This is a genomic window from Calditrichota bacterium (assembly GCA_020637445.1).
GTDB lineage: Bacteria > Electryoneota > RPQS01 > RPQS01 > RPQS01 > JABWCQ01.
In genome coordinates this window covers 322216-340372 of the sequence record JACJVZ010000001.1, presented here as the reverse complement: position 1 = coordinate 340372, position 18157 = coordinate 322216, and the positions used below count along the sequence as shown (strand labels likewise).

Annotated in this window: 12 protein-coding genes; 4 read left to right on the top strand and 8 right to left on the bottom strand. The window is 54.2% G+C overall.

The window, feature by feature from the left end:
• Positions 1 to 51 precede the first annotated feature (51 nt).
• From H6507_01175 to H6507_01160, 4 genes are all read left to right on the top strand, one after another.
• Positions 52 to 1152 carry a cytochrome c3 family protein gene (locus H6507_01175; protein MCB9367712.1) on the top strand — a complete coding sequence of 367 codons (1101 nt, stop codon included), beginning with the start codon at positions 52 to 54 and terminating at the stop codon, positions 1150 to 1152.
• 9 nt (positions 1153 to 1161) lie between these two features.
• A complete protein-coding gene (locus H6507_01170) occupies positions 1162 to 3639 on the top strand; it encodes a cytochrome b/b6 domain-containing protein (protein ID MCB9367711.1) in 2478 nt (825 codons plus the stop codon).
• Between the two features lie 8 nt (positions 3640 to 3647).
• On the top strand, positions 3648 to 6143 hold the full coding sequence (locus H6507_01165) for a hypothetical protein (protein ID MCB9367710.1): 2496 nt from the start codon (positions 3648 to 3650) through the stop codon (positions 6141 to 6143).
• A gap of 144 nt (positions 6144 to 6287) precedes the next feature.
• Positions 6288 to 7862 carry a T9SS type A sorting domain-containing protein gene (locus tag H6507_01160; protein ID MCB9367709.1) on the top strand — a complete coding sequence of 525 codons (1575 nt, stop codon included), beginning with the start codon at positions 6288 to 6290 and terminating at the stop codon, positions 7860 to 7862.
• 284 nt (positions 7863 to 8146) lie between these two features.
• On the opposite strand, the gene H6507_01155 is transcribed toward H6507_01160, so the two are convergent.
• The 8 genes from H6507_01155 to H6507_01120 all read right to left on the bottom strand — a co-directional run bounded on the left by H6507_01155 (position 8147) and on the right by H6507_01120 (position 18086).
• Positions 8147 to 9130: a hypothetical protein gene (locus tag H6507_01155; protein ID MCB9367708.1), complete on the bottom strand. Its 984-nt coding sequence runs from the start codon at positions 9128 to 9130 to the stop codon at positions 8147 to 8149.
• A complete protein-coding gene (locus H6507_01150) occupies positions 9120 to 10019 on the bottom strand; it encodes a cytochrome c3 family protein (GenBank protein MCB9367707.1) in 900 nt (299 codons plus the stop codon). The genes H6507_01155 and H6507_01150 overlap by 11 nt, the downstream gene beginning before the upstream one ends.
• Positions 10016 to 11254 (bottom strand): hypothetical protein, encoded by a 1239-nt coding sequence (locus H6507_01145; protein MCB9367706.1) that lies wholly within the window; start codon positions 11252 to 11254, stop codon positions 10016 to 10018. The genes H6507_01150 and H6507_01145 overlap by 4 nt, the downstream gene beginning before the upstream one ends.
• 79 nt (positions 11255 to 11333) lie before the next feature.
• Complete coding sequence (locus H6507_01140; GenBank protein MCB9367705.1) at positions 11334 to 13040, bottom strand: PKD domain-containing protein; 1707 nt, start codon at positions 13038 to 13040, stop codon at positions 11334 to 11336.
• Between the two features lie 510 nt (positions 13041 to 13550).
• Positions 13551 to 13811 (bottom strand): helix-turn-helix domain-containing protein, encoded by a 261-nt coding sequence (locus H6507_01135; GenBank protein MCB9367704.1) that lies wholly within the window; start codon positions 13809 to 13811, stop codon positions 13551 to 13553.
• 41 nt (positions 13812 to 13852) lie between these two features.
• On the bottom strand, positions 13853 to 15790 hold the full coding sequence (locus H6507_01130) for a cytochrome c3 family protein (GenBank protein ID MCB9367703.1): 1938 nt from the start codon (positions 15788 to 15790) through the stop codon (positions 13853 to 13855).
• A gap of 342 nt (positions 15791 to 16132) precedes the next feature.
• The gene (locus tag H6507_01125) at positions 16133 to 17068 is read right to left on the bottom strand and encodes a hypothetical protein (protein ID MCB9367702.1); all 936 of its coding nucleotides are present in this window, start codon (positions 17066 to 17068) and stop codon (positions 16133 to 16135) included.
• The gene (locus H6507_01120) at positions 17058 to 18086 is read right to left on the bottom strand and encodes an aminotransferase class I/II-fold pyridoxal phosphate-dependent enzyme (GenBank protein MCB9367701.1); all 1029 of its coding nucleotides are present in this window, start codon (positions 18084 to 18086) and stop codon (positions 17058 to 17060) included. Before H6507_01120 ends, H6507_01125 begins: the two co-directional genes overlap by 11 nt.
• Positions 18087 to 18157: the final 71 nt, after the last annotated feature.

Here is an 18157-nt window from a genome sequence, read left to right as displayed (position 1 = left end):
AAGCGACCCAAACGTCACTAAATTTAGGACAAGTGTCGGAGCGATCCGGCCATGAAAATATCACTATCTGTCGCTCTACTCCTCGCGCTGCTTTTGTACAGCGACTCCGCATTCGCATATTCGCAACCCACGAAGTCAACCAACGGTTGCGGTGAATGTCACGTTTGCAGCACACCGACGCTCGACGATCCTTGTCTGAGAGCGTGTCCTCGTCCACGGGCCACCCCCAAAGACATCAAGATGGGTCCCGATGAGGTTCTGATTAACGAAATTGAAAAAGAATACTGGCCCGTTCAGTTCTCGCACCGACTTCATGCGGAAATGACGGCCATGGACCGCGGATGCCAGGACTGCCACCACTTTCAAGAAGTGGGCGGCATCACGGCTTGCAAGAACTGCCACCCCCCGCACATCGCCGACGAAAACCTCGAACAACCCGGACTCAAAGGCGCGTACCACCGTCAATGTCTCGGTTGCCACCAGGATTGGAGTCACGACACGCAATGCGATATCTGTCACATAAAGAAAGGTCAAGAAATCGTGACGGAACCTTCTCTGCCTGCAGGGCCGGGAAGCCGCTTTGCGGGATTGGTTCAACCTGATAAAAAAGTCTGGCACTCTTCGTACGGCGGCGGAACAATTGTCACGCTCTTTCACAAGAACCACACGGACAAGTACGGCATCGACTGTGCTTCTTGTCATCACGCGGAAGGCTGCGGTTCGTGCCACGCTAAAGATCAAGAGACGACAACCGAAATTCGCCATACTGAGGAAGCTCTGCACGGCATTTGTAATTCCTGCCACGAAGAGATGAGCTGCACCCAATGCCATTTGAAGCAGGAAGCCGTTGCATTCTCACACGAACGTACGGGTTGGCCGCTGAAATCCTACCACCAGTTCGCTTGCCGCAGATGTCATGGCAGTCCATACCACTTCAACAAACCGTCGAAAGAGTGCAACGCCTGCCACATGGGATGGGCGGTCGGATCTTTCGACCATAGCCATACCGGTTTTACGCTAAACGAATCACACAACGAGATCGCGTGCGAAGAGTGCCATGTTGGACGCATCTATTCTGTTCCGCCAACTTGTAATTCCTGTCACGACGACGATATCACCTATCCATCTTCACTACCCGGAAAAAAGAAGTGAAGTAGACTAATGAAACGACTTATCCTTGCCCTTATTCTCATTCTCGGCTGCGCCCTGCCGCTGAGAGCCGGTGACGACAACGCGTGTGTCGATTGTCACTCGGACGGAACGTTAACGCGCACGAACGCGGACGGTTCAATTGCCTCACTTTGTGTTACGTCGGATTCACTGGCACGCTCGAAACACGCGTCGCTCGCGTGTGTGGATTGTCACAGTGACCTCAAAGGTTTCGACGACTTTCCTCACGACGAGAACCTGAAATCCGTCCAGTGCGCAAACTGTCACAAGTCGGCGGCGGCGCAAGTTGCGTCAGGCGGTCACGAAGGCGCTCTGAAGTGCGCGGCGTGCCATGGCACTCACAACATCCAAAGTCCCGGAGCCGGAACGAAACTTTCGGCAGAAAAGGTCGACCGCACTTGTGAGGAATGCCACAATCGCATGCACCCCCCGCACCGCGGACGCTCTACGGCATACGCAAGCTATGACGTCGGTATACACGGAAAATTGCAGAAACAGGGCAAGGAAGGCGTTCCTTCCTGCACAGGCTGTCACGGTTCGCACGCGGTTCATGCCGAAGACAAGCAACCGGAAATGCTGGAACAGTCGTGCCTGAATTGCCACAATGACATCAAAGAAGAATTCAAGAAGTCCGTGCACGGTCAATTCAAAGAAGGCAGAAACCTGTCGCATTGCTTTGACTGCCACGGTGAACACCGCAGCCGCGCCCCGTCCGACTCCACGCTGAGAATTACGAACGAGTCCCCGGCGGAGGCGACCTGCGGAGGCTGCCACGAAGAAACCGTCAGGCTCTACAATCAGAGCTTGCACGCATATGCGCTCGGAAGCGGATCGCCTCGTGCCCCGCGCTGCGAGAGCTGCCATGGCGCGCACAACATTCGCAAGGTTTCGGACCCAGAGTCGCCGATGTACAGGACGAACCAAGTCGAAACGTGCGCGAAGTGCCACAGCCAAATCGGCATCGCGCTGGATCCCGACGTACGTCTACCACGCTCATTTGAAAACTATCTTGCAAGTACGCACGGAAAGAAATTGCAGGAAGGCAACGAAGAGGTTCCGGTTTGCATTGATTGTCACGGTGGCCATGCCGTGCGCGGCAGCAACAATCCGGAGTCTACAATCGCTCCACACAATATCGACAAGACCTGTGGAAAGTGTCACGGCCAGGAACAGAAAAAGTACCACGAGTCGATTCACTACCGCGCGCTAATGAGTGGTATCGAAGACAGTCCCACCTGTACCGGCTGTCACGGCGAACATTTGCTGATTTCGCCGAAGGACCCGCTGAGCAAGGTAAGCCACAACCGTTTGGCGCAGGAAACCTGCGGGAAGTGCCACGAAAACCCGGACATTATTCGTAAGTACGGACTTGCGCCGGATGTTGTCTCGACCTACACAGACAGTTATCACGGGTTGGCCACGCACGCGAAAGACGAAAACACGGCAACGTGCAACGACTGTCACGGTTCGCACGCGGTACGGACTGCGAATGACACGCTCTCCTCCGTGAATCCTCGCAACGTCGTTCAAACCTGCTCCAAGTGCCACCCGAAGGCAGACGCGAACTTCGCTCAATCCTACACACATCAAGCATTGCAGCCCAAAGAGGGTGGCGCGCAATGGTGGATCGCCAGAATCTATTGGGTAATGATCATTGTCGTGATCGGCGGCATGATTCTGCACAACATCATCATTCTGAACTACCATCTTCTGCGGGCCCGTAAACAACAGGCGCAGGGGAAAAAGGTCACGCGGTTCGACAAACATCAGTTGATTCAGCATATGGCGCTGTCGATCACCTTTATTTTGCTCGCCGTTACAGGTTTCGCTCTTAAGTACCCGGACGCTTGGTGGGTAAGACTGCTGTCGGCGGTTGGATTCCACGAGGGCATTCGCAGCGTGATTCACAGAATCATGGCGATCGGACTGGTGGGCTGCTCCATTTACCACGTTATCTACCTGTTTATGACCCGCCGCGGGAAGGAAGAACTGGGTGCCCTGCTTCCGGCAAAGTCGGATATTTCGGAAATGACCGAAAATGTCGCATTCCACTTGAAAAAGCGAAATGAACCCCCTAAATTTGATCGTTACGATTATTCGCAGAAGGCTGAGTATTGGGCGCTGATTTGGGGTACGATTTTGATGATCGCTACCGGGTTCGTCCTGTGGTTCCCGGCCCAACTCTCCCCCATTCTGCCCGCTTGGGCCGTCCCTGTCAGCCAGACCATTCACCTCTATGAGGCTTGGCTGGCGACCTTAGCAATTATCGTCTGGCACTTCTTCTTCGTGATCTTCCATCCGGAAGAATACCCGATGAGCTGGACGTGGCTAACGGGCAAGATGTCCCTCGACTTCGTAAAACACCACCATCGTCGATGGTACGACAAGATTACCTCGACGAATGGCCAGTCGGCCGCTAACTCCGACGCCGTCCCTGCCGAAACCGAATCGAATACCACTGAAAAGTGATCCGATTGATGAACTTATTTACCAAACTTATCTTACTGCCGCTTGCTGTCCTGTTGGTCTGGGCGCCGCTTAGTGCGCAGTCCAACAACGACTGCATGGATTGCCACAGCGATCCGACTCTCACAACCAAAACTCTCACGGGCGAAAAAGCCTTGTGTGTTACCACAGACAGCCTCAAAGGGTCGGTGCACGAGGGATTGGATTGCATTGATTGTCACACTGATCTAAAAGGCGCCGACTTCCCGCACGAACGACCCAGATCCGTCAATTGCGGCGGCTGCCACGAAGATCAGATGAAGACCTTCATGGCCGGGTTCTTCACGAAGCTCAATGATATGGGTTTCCGAGGAGTCCCAGAGTGCTCCGACTGTCACGGCTCCCATCAAATTTCTGAACATGCCGATTCCCGACACGTTTGCGGAATTTGCCACCGGACGGAATTGGATGCTTTCGAGCACAGTGTGCACTCGCGGACGGGCAAGGCCTCGTCGCGCCAGATGAGCTGCACATCATGCCATGACCCGCACTTCAAATCGCGGCGGGACAGCATGACGGTCGCAGAGTGGCACCAGTACAACATCAAAGGTTGTATGAACTGTCACAAGAAGGAGTCGGAGAATTTCCTCGCCAGTCAGCACTACAAGCAGATTCAAGAAGGAAATGTCGACGCTCCGAACTGCGTGAACTGTCACGGAGAGCACGGAATTTTGTCTCCGGGAGATCCGGCGTCGCATACTTCCGTAGAGCGGCTCGACGCGCTTTGTTCGACGTGCCACAAGGGCTATGAGGAGTCGCTGCACCGCAAGGACGGCGTGGACGCGAGGCTAATGACCTGCGTGGCTTGTCATACCGGGCACCAAACACAGATGGTTCATGCGTCAGGCGGCATCTTCCGCGAAGAGCTTCCCGCGACGTGCAACCGCTGCCATGAAGGTGAACGGCACGCCAAGGAGTTTTTGGCGCACGGCCGCGTAATGACGACCAACGAGACGGGCGATATCGCCAATTGTACGCAGTGTCACGTTTATCACTTTAACCGCAAAGTTGACGGCGAAGAACCGAAATCGAATTTGCGGATGCAGTGTGAAAACTGCCACACGAAGGAATACCAGGAGTACATGCGTTCCGAACACGGCATCGCCCGTGCCAAGGGACACACCGAGGCTCCGACGTGTGTGACGTGCCACGGTGAAAAGGACATCAAGAAGGTCAGCGACGACATGAAGCCGCGGCATATCATCGATATGTGCAGCAAGTGTCACGGGAACCGGGATTTCGCGCTGAAGTTCCAGTTGAATCCGGAAGTCGTGCGCTCATATGAACGGACTTATCACGGTCAGGCGTACAGCCTTGGATATCAAGGCGACGAGTTCGCGACCTGCGTGAACTGCCACGGCAATCACGACATTCGCTCGCAGGACGATCCTGACTCCAAGATCAGCCGGCAGAATATCGTCAAGACTTGCGCGCGGTGTCACAAGGACGCTAACGAAAACTTCGTGCAGTTCCTGTCGCACTATGACCCGCATGGCGGAGACGAGGGCGCGACGGTGCCGCACCGCAACGTGACCGTAGCCGAAAAGTTCATGACGTCGCTGCTGTTCTTTGTATTCGGGTTCTTCGGCCTGCACACGATTCTGTGGTTTATTCGCGAAATTGCGGCCGGCCGACCGAAACGCTCACCGGAGAAAGATCGTAAGTGGGTGCGCCGGTTCGATCCGTGGCAGAGAACGCTGCACATCACGCTCGCTTCGAGCTTCCTGCTGCAGGCGACGACCGGTCTTCCGTTGAAATTCTCGCATTCGCAGGCTGCCTATTGGATCACGAATCACTTGATCGATTTGCGCACGATGGCGATTATCCACCGCATCGGCGCGATCATCATGATTGCGACGTTTATTCTGCATGTTTTTGGCCTGCTGTATTCGTGGCTGGTGCAGAGAAAGCGCGGCTTGTTCTACGGCGAGAAGTCAATGACTCCGAGATTGCAGGATGCGAAGGACATCTTCAACCACTTCCGTTACTTCCTGTGGCTGGGGCCGAGACCGAAATTCGGCAAGTTCACCTACTGGGAGAAGTTCGACTACTTCGCGGTATTCTGGGGTGTGATTATCATCGGTTCGAGCGGGTTTATCCTGTGGTATCCCGAGTTCTTCACGAAGCTCCTGCCGGGTTGGGTGATCAACCTCGCACACATTGTCCACAGCGAAGAAGCGCTGTTGGCGACCGCATTCATCTTTACGGTGCACTTCTTCAACGGCCATTTGCGTCCGACGAAGTTCCCGTTTGACGACGTGATTTTCACGGGCCGCGAATCGACTGAAGAGTTGGAGCGCGAACGTCCGAATGAACTTGATGAACTAATTAAAGAAGGAACGCTTGAGGATCACGTTGTGCCGCCGATGAAGACGTGGCACAAGTTGGCGCTGAAGACGTGGGGCTGGCTGGCGTTTATCGCCGGACTTACGTTGATGGTGTTTATCGTCTATTCGCTCTTCTTTTAGGTGCTTGTGAAGCGCTTGTTGCGCTGGCGCGGCGGCTCGAAAGAGCCGCCGCGTTTTTGTTAAAAAAATATGGCTATGTTGACTTTCTGCTCGGAATTTCATATTTCATACTTCATATTTCATCCTTTCCGGGAGGCCTTGATCATGACGCGAATTCTATCTGTATTCAATCTTTTGAAGCGGGTGGGGTTCGCGGTTTTGTTGCTGGGGGGCCTGCTGTATGCCCAGCCGTACGAACCGACGTATTTGTTGGATGTGACGGGGGAGGTGGGACAGTATTTGGGGTTTAGTTGCTTTCAATCTGTTGGTGATCAAAACGGAGATGGGTTCGACGATGTCATCGTCGGGTCGGAAAGTTCCGTGAACTCTTTGGATATCCGGCTGTATTGGGGCAACAATCTGGGTAATGCCAGTTTCATCGATTTTGGGCGATACGACACGACGAATGACAGATATGGTTGGTCAGATGGTGCATTCGATGCGGGCTTTACGGTCCCTGCTGGTGACGTGAACGGCGACGGCCATCAAGATATTCTCCTTAGCCTTTACCTGCAGTCTGCTGGGGCAGGTTGGCGTTCGGCGTTATTCTTAGGTGGCCCAGGGGTATTTGATACGATTCCTGACTGGATTGGAGCACTTTCCGATCTTCACTATCTTACCAACGTGGGCGACTACAATGGGGATGGTCGGGATGATTACACGAAACGACCGTTGAACGAAGGAATGTTCAACTTTTACTTGGGTGAAATTCCGGGATCTGATGATGCGCTGTGGTCACACTTTGATTTCAATTCCAGTCACATGGGATTTGGCGACGTGAATGGCGACGGTTACTCGGACTTTGGACGAGTCATCCTGCTCGGAGATAGTGGATACGTTCGCGCGGAACTCTATTTGGGCTCTCCGTTGGCAGATTCGCTGCCGGCATTGATCCGTGTTCGCCCATCGGCAGCAGGGAATACGTTTGAATATTACCACCGGATAGTGGGCGACATAAACGGGGACGGATACGATGACATCATATCTCGTGCGACCTCATTTGCCGAGGGCGCACGGAAATACATCTACTGGGGTGGACCGGACATGGATCTTGTTGATGACGTCGAGTTACATTGGCCGAACAATAATGTGCCCAAGTACGTGACGCCGTTAGGGGACATCAATGGGGATGGGTATGACGATGTCGCGCATTACGAACACTACTTAACTCCCCCCAATGACCACATCGAGGTTTGGCTGGGTGGGGATCCGTTGCCGGAGTCGCCGGCGTGGGTGTTGGACGGTCCGTTGGACGGGATGAACTATCCGTACCGGATCGGTGAAGCGGGAGATTTTAACGGCGACGGGATTGATGACTGGTTTTTCTCGGCGTATCATGGTCTCGAAGAGCGCGGCAGAATCATCGTCGTTGCGGGCGACCGGAACTTTGGTTTGGCTGCTCGAGAGCGAACTCCCTTGCCGCGTGATTTGTCACTTTCTGTTTTTCCCAATCCCTTCAACTCAACACTTCGTATTTCCTTTGATGTTCCGCTGCATGCAGATGTAAACGTGGTGTTGTATGATTTGTTGGGGCGAGAGGTGGATGTGATTTATCGGGGGAGGCTTTTGTCGAATGCGATTGCTTATGTTGCGCCGGGTTCGCTTGCAAGTGGGGTTTATTTTGTGCGGGCGGAGAGCGGGGCGAAGGCAGCGTTTAAGAAGGTGGTGCTGCTGAAGTAGGGGATGGGGGATGGGGGATGGAATGCGGAGAGATCCTTCACTACGTTCAGGATGACAAAGCGTGGGGAATTCTCGGGTTGCGCTTGGGGTGGTGGCGGCCTTTTAGTAGGTCCTTACAGAGGATGACAAAAAGAAAGAGCCGAGCAATTACCTCGACTCTTTTTCAGAAGCCCCCCTTAATCCCCCCAAAACTGCTACGCAGATCTTGGGGGGAGATTTGAAAATAAAAGCGGCCCGGTATCTCGTACCGGGCCGCTCTATTTTTCAAGGCAGATGGCGATTTCCTAATTGCTCCCCGGGAAGATCGCGTTAATCACGCCGTTGACGTGCAGCGTGTCGCCGGGTAAGAATCTGATCAAGTTTGCGTCGTTGTAGTTCGAATTCGGATCAATGTTCGGATGACAATGATGGCACTGGTTGTCTGTCGGATGAAATGGAGTCTGCGGCGGTATCTGATGACACGACCGGCACTGAGTAAGCTCTTGTCCGGTGTTCCATGACACCTGCACCATCGGCGCACCGTCATGCAAGTTCGAGTGACACCACGTCGCGCAATTGCTGGGGCTCGTGTATGAAACCGGGTAGTCGTTGGCCGTGGAAATATTCGCGTCCACAAACGATACCGTGGCAGGCAAACCGTTAATATGATCCAATCCGGTTACGGCTCTGTGGCATTCGGTGCAGGCATAACGGGAATGCGCTGAATGAGCACCGGGATTGCGGTCACCCAAGGGACGAGTCGTCGTCGGAGGATAACCGTGACAGGTGTTGCACGCCGCCGGACCACCCGCGAGAGTGTGACACTCATTGCAGCTTGCTCCAGTGTTCGCACCCGCGAAATCCACGCCGTGACAGGCCTGGCATTCGGCCATGTTCATCCAATTTGCCGCGCGAATATCGAGAAAGTGCTGCGGAACGTAGTCAACGCCGTGCGGATAGTTGTGGCACTCTTTGCAACTGACAAGACCGGTTTCTTCGCCTGAATCGGAGGGACCGACGTCAAACGTGATGCCTTCCGTGTTGGCAGAGTGACAGCCCAAACAGCTTTCGCCTTTGCTTTGCAGCGCCGCCGTGCCGTGCCAATCCTCACTGTATTGATCCATCCAATTCGTCGGATGCGTGTCGTAGTTCGAGGTCACGCGGTCTTCACTGCAGGAGATGAACGCCAACACGACAGCAAGGGCCAACAATGCGCTTGCAAATTTTCGGTAGGCGGGGCGGGTGAAGACACCCACCGCCGCGACGCTACTTTGTTTCTTATTTCGCATCGTGGCACCTCGCGCAGGTTGGTTCGGCGTTCGGCGTGTCGTGACAGGACATACAACTTTCAAGATCGAATTGCGCGAATTCGCCGTGCGTTCCGCCGTCCATCGTCAGGAAGCCCGCGCGGAAGTGATCGGCGGGAAGGACGTTCATGTCACGGTGGCAATCAAGGCAGAAGCTGCGCTGTTCGTGGCAGGTCGCGCAACGCATATCGGAAAGATGCGCGTCTTGACCGTGACTAAATATGTAGTTTTCGGGATGCGGCTTGCTGGTGACGTCGCCTTGGTGGCAAGCCTGACAATCGAGCTCCGTGCCGCTTCTGTGACACATCATGCACTGGGCGTCGGACATCGTTGAAGAAATCCCGTGACGCTGCGTCCACAATAAATCGTGATCTTCGGGTGTGAGCTTGTCGTCGGGCATGTGGCAAGTGTTGCACTCCATAGCGACGTTGCGCTCGGTGTGGCACTCGATACATTGCGGCATGCGCGGGAAATGTCCGAGCTTTCCGTCCATGACAGGCTCGTCCAAATTGCCGTGGCAAACCGCACACTCGAGATTCGCATCCTTCACGTGCTTCTGATGCGGGAACTTCTGTAAATATGCACCTTCGCTGTCGAAGACAAAGCCGTCTTTGGCTTCACCGAGTTGCACGCCTTTGTTCGCAATGTCGTCCGCTGTGTGGCATTCGGAGCAAACCGCCCACTTGGGAAGCAGGTTGTCCTTGCCTGTCGTGCTGGACGCCGCGGCGGAGTGGCAATCGGTGCATGCCATGCCGTTTTCGTCCACGTGCAAACCGTGACTGAAAGCGGATTTGGGGTTTTCTTCGGGCCCGGCGTTGGCGAACAGTGCAACCGTCAGGACGGCGAGAAGAATAAAGATGTACTTTTTCATGATCCGCTCCTCACTTTGGAACGGAAAGTTGTGACCAGCGAAAACAGCGCACGCCAATCTTCGGAATGCGCGGGATCTTTCAGATGTTCGATGCGAGCTCCGAGCGTAGATTTGTTGCACGGCGACCATTGCAGTCCGCCGAAGATAACTTGCGACTCGGTGTTGGGTCTGATCTCGCTGTTGGAACCGCGCGAATAGTCAAACCCTGCGCGGCCCTCGAACGTTCTGTAGTCGTGCCGGATCTCTCCGTAGAAGCCGTCCATATCTCCCTTGTCCGCCGCGAGCCAATGCGTGTAGCCGAATTCCATCATTTTGCATCCAACTCCCGCGCGAGCTTTGTAGAGCAAATCTTCTTCGGTGAAGACCGCGTAGCCCATGCCCGTGACGTAGAGTTGCTGATAGACGAGATATTGCGCGCCGCCGCGAACGGCATTGGTGGAAACGTCTTCGAGAAATCTCGTAAAATAGGAATCTTCAAAGATGCGCGGTGTTTCGGTGCGGGCATCAAGAGACAAAAGAAGCCGGTCGTTCGTCTGCCAGAAGGCCGAAACTTGACCGGTTTCGATGTTGGATTGCTCAAGATTGAAGTGCAATCTCACTCGCATCGTGACATCCGTGATTGCCGTGCAGGCGTAGTCCAATCCCGCGCCGTTGTAGAGCACGTCTCCGTCTTTGCCGACATAATAGTATGACAGCTTGAAGAGGCGTTTTCCGAATCTGCGTTGAAGACTGATTCCGGCGGCGACTCCGCCATCCGGGTTTTCTTCAGTCAGGTTCAAAGACGACGGGATGCGGCTTCCGGCAAAGACGTGAACTTCACCCGCGGAGCATGGTTTGTAGCCAGCCCACAAACCTGTCACGTTGCCGCGAGCAACTCCTTCGTAGACCCACTGCTGACCCGCGCGGACTTCCCACGGCTTGGTCTTGGGTTTCCATATCAGGAGTGCGCGATGCACGCGCAAGGCGGATGACGCGTCAGCCCAGCCGTTTTGGTAATCGGCATAGCCGCGCAAGGTGCTTTCGAATGACCACGCGCCGCCTTTGTCCAGATTGCGCAAATTTACGCTGAGGAGGGGAACGACCTGAACGTGGTCAACGGAATCGTCGCGAAGATATGACCAGACTCCGAATCTGCCCGAGAGTGAGACCGCATTTGCGGACGTCACGCCGACAAAAACGAATCCGGCCACAACCGCAAGCAAGACGATTGTCCGAAGAGTCCTGTTGTTTCGCATGAGAGTGCGACAGTTACATGAGCTGTTCACCTGCGGGCCAAACGGCCCGCAGGTGAACAAAATGGAACGTTACTTGGGTTTACTTCGAGGCGTATTTCCTCTGCTCTTGGAGCAGGGGCTGTCCCGGAGTCAAGTAATCGATTGCGTTGGTGAGAAGCGAATGCGCGTATTCGTAATTGTGCACGCCCATCGATCCTTCATTGAAAACGAAGAACCAAGCATAGGCAGCTTCACGCTGTTCGCGAGTGGTATTTTCGGTATCGAAGAGCGGCTCTTCGCCGTCGTTGGGCAGCATGTTGAGAAGCTGATCAAGCAGAGTCGCGATCTCTGAACGCTTGTTGTGATAGTCGAAATCGTTCGGAGTCGAGTGACAGGCGTTGCAGGCTTCCACGACCGGCGCAAAGCTGTGGCCGTGATAGTCATGACCAGGAGTGTCGCCCGGAATCGTGTGGACGTGGCAGGTTACGCACATGTCCGCAAGATTGCCGTCGCCGCTGACCACGTTCGGCTGATGCTGCGATACGCGTTCATAGGTATAGCCGGGGATTTCGTACGAGCCGTAGCCAAGCGTCATGTCGGCCTGCGGGCTGGCGTGCGGTCCGGGGTGACCACTGCCGTTTTCAATCTGGCCTTGCACGTTGGACTCAGAGCGGCGAGCGTGGTGGCACTGCGCACAAAGTTGGCCTTTGCCATAGCTCAAGAAACCGAGATCTTCGTTGGGCACTTCGAATCCCTCCGGGTAGTCCGGACCACCGTAGACGATCGGGAAGGCATCCAAACCACGCAGATATGCGGGGTTGTTGGCTTCATCCAAAGAGTGGACGTCGTGGCACGTGGCGCAGGAAACTTGGTAGCCTTCAGCAGGAACGTCGCGAGTTGCCCAATCGGCATCCCACTTCTTGATGAAGCCTTCGGATATGTGGCATTCCCAGCACGATGAACGATTCCACTCGGTATTGAACTCTTCAATACCGCCGGCGCGTTCGATAGACGTGCCATGGATCGACGTTTCATATTCTTCGTACTGCGAGTGGCAGCGGTTGCAGGTTTCGCCTGTCACAACCAACTCAACGTCAGGTTCGTGCGACGAGAAATCCGGACCGAGCGGACCGTGGCATGCTTCGCAAGTCACGTTGCGCAACGTCGGATTGGCATAGTCGTCATAACCACCATTGTCCACGCCGGGCGTGGCGATCGAGCCGTCAAAATTGACCACATTGTCATAGCCCGTGGTGTGGCACTGGACGCAGTACGGATTGTTTTCGGAACCTGCGGCTACCAATGCATCCCAAGCGTGCGCGTGGTGGGTTTCGCGCCAGCCTTCGACCTTAGCCTGGTGGCAGTGCGAGCAGCGGTTTTCGTCATCCGCGAGATAGCTCGGGAAGGCAGAAGGTACGTACATGTTCACGCCGACATTCACGGTTCCCGATACGCTGCCGTCATTGTCAGAAACGGTGACCGTAATAGTGTAGACACCGATTCCAGATGGCGGAGTGTAGCTGGTTACCGACGACGTCGGGCTCGACAGCGTTCCCTCGCTGGCAGACCATTGATAGGTCATGGCATCGCCGTTCGGGTCATAGGCTGCCACAAACAGAGTAGTATTTTCGCCCGTACCAACTGAGTCAGGTGCGGCGACGACGGCGGTGATGATCGGCGGCATGTCAGGATTTAGACCTGACGGACCGGCCGGTCCTTTGTCTCCTTCGCAACCCATGAAGGCCACGGCCAAGACGAATAAGCTGATAATAATGAACGCTGCTGGATTTCGTTTCGTTTTTCTCATGTGTGCATCCCTTATCGGGTCCTCTTCCCGTTAATGGTTGCTCCGGGTATTTCCGGAATAAAAATGCCCCTGCGAGTGCGGCTCACAGGGGATCAATTATAATAGATGATTTTGGTCAGATTTAGCGGGCAGTCGGTCGTCTTCGTAACTAAAGACGAAGTAAGCGAAGAATAGTATCGAGTTTGGCGGGTATTCATTTGCTCACATTTGTCGCATGACTCAGTCTAATGACAAGTCACTGCACCAATTGTAAACAATTTTCGTACCGAGAGCAAGGTTTTTCTAAACTTAGACACCCCTTACAGGGTCAACTGAATTTGCGTAATTTGAAACAAAACAGTGAATAGGATTTACAAACTCAGTTTAAACAAACATAATAATAGAGGCATAAATTCGGACTAACAATTCCAAAAGCGATCATGATTACTTGCAAAACTGCACCAACGCTCCCAAACGTATCCAAATAACGGCTATTTTTGCCCGGTTGTTGCAGTTTGCAGGCACATTTTGCTACTGGCCGGTTGCCCTGTGCTCACGGACAAAGCGGTTGATCTCGTCGCGCTCAAAAAGAATTACTTTACGTGACAAGCGCACACATTTCAGACGGTCTTCCCGCACCCAGCGCATAATTGTGGTGCGATGTACGCGGCCGAGCATTTCGGCAGCTTCGGACAGGGTTAGCAAGCCCTGAGGCGAATCGTTATTCACTCTCGGGGTTGTGGCCCCGTCGGCGCGTGTAGTCTTCATCACACGCGTTCCAACTGTTGACATGGGGGCTCCTTTCGCGGTAGTCTTGCTCTTATTTTTTGGGTTCATTGGGCGGCACCGATGGATTCAAACCACCGCTTGAATAGTGACGGGTTGTGAGCCGAACCGCTGCCATCCTTTTGCAGAAGATCGGCGAGCTGACTGTATTGTTTATATTTCTCGCTTCCGGGTTTATAAGACGAAAGCGCTTCATGAACCGTTTTTGACAATTGAGCCGCGTTGTTTTGCCAACCGTGCAGCGTGTCGGCAAAACTCGCATCGTGGCAGCCTACGCAAACCGGAGCCACGTTGCGGGAAACTGAGGCGCCGCGGGTTTCGTGGCAATCGGTGCACGCAAAATCAAGATCTACTTTGAATGACGGCTGGGCACTGGCGAACTCCGGAATCTTGCCGTTAAATACCGCGGCCTGAGTCGTATGGCAAGACTCGCACTTGGCATTGCCCTTGGCAACAGTTTGATGGTGGCAACTGTTGCAATCATTTTTCGTCATCACAAGCCGGCCGTGCGTTTCCTGGGACGTCGAGTGGCAGGATTCACATTTGTTGGCCGTCGAATGCTTGCGATGGTCAAACGTATTCCCCCCGTACATTACGAGAGCGTCGCCGGCCGCCGGGTGGCAGCTATAGCATGACGCTGACGACATAAGGTCCTGTCCTTCAATGCGGGCAGAAAGCAGCTCGATCATTTCCGGATTGTGCAAAGGATTGCCGCGGCGGTAGATATCCAGCGCAGCTAACATCGAGTCGCGTTCCGCAGGCTCCAGACGTTCGGCTTTTGCTTCAAGCTCTTTGATGCGACGCTGAAGCGGTTCGTCCCAGCGAGTCCACAGATTGTCAAATCCCGGATCGTGGCAGGGCGTGCAAACGGGGCTGGGTTTGTCTTTGCCCATCGCGTGAACGTCACCCACGTGGCAGGATTTGCAATCCATGCCGGCCTTGGACATCTTTGAAGGTGAAAGCGGCATGCCCGGCAATTGTCCGAGCCAAACCTTCTCAATCGCATCGTCGGGACTTCCGTGACACTGGTTGCAGGTGCGCTGCGTGCTGGCCAAAGCAACCGCTTCTTTGCCGTGACGGATTTGAATATGGCAGGCCGTGCACTCCACTTTGTGATCCGTCACGTGCATCTGATGAACAAAGTCGTGATCGTCGTAGCGCTCGATATGCGCCACCTGCGCGTGGCACGAGTTGCAGCGTTCGCGCGGAACATAGCCGTCTCCCGCGACTTCACTGGCATGACAATCCGAACAATTGGCCTTGCGAGCCAACATCTCCGTGTGGTCAAAACTCGTGTCGGCGGCCATCACACCCGTCGGAGGATTGTGGCAGTTCGTGCAAGTCGCGAGCTGTGTGTACACTCCAGTCGTGTCCGGCTTAAAGTGACACAAGAAACAGGTCGATTCATTTACAGAAATATGCTCGCCCTGCACAATGTTCGAGTGGCAGGACGTGCAGCGCAACTGCCGGCCGCGGCGGACTTGCTCAATGTGCGGCTTGTGGTCAAACTTCACATTTTTGAATTCGACCGTGCTCTGGAGCAGGCGCGTGTCGTGACAGCCTTCCCGCAAACAACTGCGATCTTCGATCTCCGCCCACGGCTTCGAACGCTTGTAGACGCCCGTAAAATAATTCGCAACCATGGACAGAGCCATGAATTTCGCGTGGACCGTGCCTTCCAGTCCGGGCGGAATATGGCACTCAGTGCAGGTGACGTTATTGTGCGTCGAGGTTTCCCACGCGTCAAAATAGGGTTCCATCACGTGGCACGACCGGCAAAACGTCGGCTGCGACGTCACTTCGACAAAAAATATGAGAGAGAACACCACGACCATGGATGTCGCAAACAGCACAAGGCCGATTCTTCGCGGCCCAAACGACACCAGTCGCTTCCAACCAACACCAAACAGCCAGAAGGGAAGTTTGATTGTTTCCCAACAGGCCGCGAAAAATTCTTTTACTAGCCAGCCAAAACCTTTTTTCATTAGAAACGAGGTTCTCTCTTGTTTGTTGTGGACCAGAAACGAGGAGACCCCGATCCAATTCTTAGGGAACAGGACTCGGGGTCACGCTGCGCAAGAAAAGCGTATGTGTCGAATGTAACCCTATTATTACGAAACCAGCGCGAAGTCTTTCGTTGGATGAGGTTGCTATGGCGCTGCACTCCCGAATCCTGTTACAATATCGGAAAGCAATCGGGAGCAGTCAAGCAGAAATAGTGTGTATTCGTCACTTTTGACCGAGATTCCAAAGCCTCAAATTTTGACCTATCTTCAAGAAATCCCAAAATTGAGGTAAAATCTGTCAACTTATGAAGGGAGGAATTATCAATTGTTTACTCCTCGTGGCGGAATTAAGGTAAAACAGACTGCTGTGAAAAACAACGTATCAAGAATGTGTTCGAAGTAGTGCGATGCGAGGAGGTAGGAGACTGGAAGTGGGCCAGGTGAGAAGGACGGGTGCTGAGCAAGGGAGTTGATGCCTGAACCAAGCGGAATTGTGACTTGATAGATAAGGAGAAGGACAGAAAGAATGGCCAGAATGGCCAGGCCGCGCTTCGCCTGCAGGTCAATTGCTTCACCCCCTGCCCTTCTGGCGAGCCAAAACGCGATTGGAATCGGAAAATACGTCAATGGAAACGTCGCCAACTCGCGGACACTGTGCGCAAGATAGCGAGGATCGTGCAAGGAGAAAAGGAAACTCGACGGAGCAACTATTATGGCGAATACTATTGCTGCCGCGATGATAGCTGCCAGAGTTTTGAGATGGCGCGCATGCCATTGCGGGCGTTGACCGACGACAACTTGCGCGAACGCAATGAACAGCGGGATCAGGATTGTCAGCGAAAGCGTGCTGGGAAGATGCAGCAAGTAGGATCCGCCTGATGCATTGCGAACCTCGCTTTGCTTAGACAGAGTGACGTAGCCGAGAGTATCCTGTAACCCGAACCAAGCGACGCTGCCCGCAAAACAAACTGCAGTGAACGCCAGAGAGACTCCGAACCAGTTCCACGACCACCCACCTCCTTCTTTTGAAAGGAGTTTGAACCAAGTTGAGAAGAGTAATGCAATGACTACAAGCGTTGGAATGTGGCCGAGGAAGTGGGACGCGTAGAGAGATGTTTCGAGAAGTGTGAGTCTGCCGGACTCGTGGACCACCGTGTTCCAGAGCCAGAACTTGTGGTGAAAAAAGGCGAGATACAGATACGACGCGAGGTACGTCGCGGGAGGAATCAGAAGAAGTGTAAAAGACCTACGCTTCAACTGCTTTCAAGATGAGGGATACGGCTTCGAGGCATTGTGATTGAGTTATGTCTCTGTGCGTCACCAAACGAATCGTGCGCGGACCGAAGGCGAAGAACTCGACGCCGTACTTTTGTGCGCGCGCGACAACTTCTTCGGCTGACGGAGCGGAGTCATTCAAATCGAAGATGACAATATTGGTTTGGACCGTCGCAAGATCAATCCTAATGTGTTTCGATTCGGCAAGTTTTTCTGCAATCAACTTCGCGTTCAAGTGGTCGTTGTGAAGCTGTTCAATGTGATGATCCAGCGCATGCAAACAAGCCGCCGCAAGTATTCCCGATTGCCGCATCGCTCCACCCAGCATTCGGCGGTAACGTGTCGCGCGAGTGATGACTTCTTTTGTTCCCGCAAGCATTGAGCCTGCCGGACAGCCGAGGCCTTTGGAGAAGGCGACCGATACGAGATCAAACGGTGCCGCGAGTTCGGAAAAACTTTTGTTTGACGCGAGCGCGGCATTCCACAAGCGAGCGCCGTCACAATAAGAGTAGACGTTGCGCTCGCGGGCGGCAGCGCAGATTTTTTCGACTTCGTCCTGCGGGAAGATGACTCCGCCTGCGCGGTTGTGTGTGTTCTCGATGGCGACGACAGTTGTCGGCGGATGTACGATGTGGCCGGGAGCATTGTAGGCCGCAAGAAACTCTTCGCGTGTGAAGAGACCGCGATGCCCGACTTGCGTCATTTGGATTCCCGAGTTGGCCGCCGATGCTCCGGTTTCGTGGAAGACAATGTGCGGCTCCCAGCTCGTGACCACATCATCGCCGGGGCGAGTCAGCGTTCTTAAGGCACATTGATTCGCCATCACGCCTGTCGGGAAAAACAGCGACGTTTCCTTGCCAAGTAAGTCGGCGACGCGTTCTTGAAGGAGATTTACGGTCGGGTCTTCACCGAATTGGTCGTCGCCCACCTCGGCCTGCGACATCGCCATGCGCATCGCGCCGGTGGGTTTTGTGATTGTGTCGGAACGGAGGTCGAGCATCGGGGAAAAGAGAAAAGTGGAAATTGGAAAGAGGAAACTCAGATTCCGGCGGGGAACCGCGCTGACGCGCT

Coding starts and splice junctions, on each gene's coding strand:
- H6507_01175 (MCB9367712.1), top strand. CDS start 52: ATGAAAATATCACTATCTGTCGCTCTACTCCTCGCGCTGCTTTTGTAC.
- H6507_01170 (MCB9367711.1), top strand. CDS start 1,162: ATGAAACGACTTATCCTTGCCCTTATTCTCATTCTCGGCTGCGCCCTG.
- H6507_01145 (MCB9367706.1), bottom strand. CDS start 11,254: ATGCGAAACAACAGGACTCTTCGGACAATCGTCTTGCTTGCGGTTGTG.
- H6507_01155 (MCB9367708.1), bottom strand. CDS start 9,130: ATGCGAAATAAGAAACAAAGTAGCGTCGCGGCGGTGGGTGTCTTCACC.
- H6507_01120 (MCB9367701.1), bottom strand. CDS start 18,086: ATGCTCGACCTCCGTTCCGACACAATCACAAAACCCACCGGCGCGATG.
- H6507_01130 (MCB9367703.1), bottom strand. CDS start 15,790: ATGAAAAAAGGTTTTGGCTGGCTAGTAAAAGAATTTTTCGCGGCCTGT.
- H6507_01160 (MCB9367709.1), top strand. CDS start 6,288: ATGACGCGAATTCTATCTGTATTCAATCTTTTGAAGCGGGTGGGGTTC.
- H6507_01140 (MCB9367705.1), bottom strand. CDS start 13,040: ATGAGAAAAACGAAACGAAATCCAGCAGCGTTCATTATTATCAGCTTA.
- H6507_01150 (MCB9367707.1), bottom strand. CDS start 10,019: ATGAAAAAGTACATCTTTATTCTTCTCGCCGTCCTGACGGTTGCACTG.
- H6507_01165 (MCB9367710.1), top strand. CDS start 3,648: ATGAACTTATTTACCAAACTTATCTTACTGCCGCTTGCTGTCCTGTTG.
- H6507_01135 (MCB9367704.1), bottom strand. CDS start 13,811: ATGTCAACAGTTGGAACGCGTGTGATGAAGACTACACGCGCCGACGGG.